Genomic DNA, 624 nt, shown 5'->3' with positions numbered 1-624 from the left:
GCAGTTTTTCTATGGCTAAATTTACAGCTGATGAAAAAACACAAATCGTTCTACGTTATTTGAACGGCAATGAAAGTTATCGAGAAATGGGTAGAGCGATCGGTATAAGTAGCACAATCATTTTGAATTGGGTAAACCAATATAAACAGAATGGTGTGGAAGCTTTTCTAAAACGATGTACAAATTACACACAACAATTTAAACTAGACGTACTAAACTTTATGATTGAAAACGGTATATCCTTATTTGAGACGGCAGCTATCTTCAACATTCCTGCCCCTTCAACGATTTCTGTTTGGAAAAAACAGCTCGAAACACAAGGAATTGATGCCCTTCAATCTAAGAAAAAGGGGCGTCCATCCATGAAAAAAGATTCAAATAAACAATTAAAACAAGCTTTAGCTGAAGGGTCAGTCGAAGCACTTGAAGCACGTATTAAACAGCTTGAGATGGAAAATGAGTACTTAAAAAAGTTGAATGCCTTAGTTCAAAACAAGGAAAAATCACGAAACAAGACAAAGCGCAAGTAGTCTATGAATTAAGGCATAAATATTCGGTGAAGGTACTCGTGGAGCTAGCTGGTATTCCACGGAGTACGTATTATGATTTAGTAAAGAAAATGAA

The 624-nt window shown here is 35.9% G+C and carries 1 pseudogene; it reads left to right on the top strand.

Features of this window, described 5'->3' with window-relative positions:
• Positions 1-11 precede the first annotated feature (11 nt).
• Positions 12-624, top strand: a pseudogene (locus MR115_RS29520) (transposase); the annotation flags it as partial.

This window comes from Bacillus cereus group sp. BfR-BA-01309 (assembly GCF_022664315.1).
GTDB classification, from domain to species: domain Bacteria; phylum Bacillota; class Bacilli; order Bacillales; family Bacillaceae_G; genus Bacillus_A; species Bacillus_A mobilis.
Note: the sequence above shows the minus strand (reverse complement) of the source record. Positions and strands in the feature narration are given on the sequence as shown.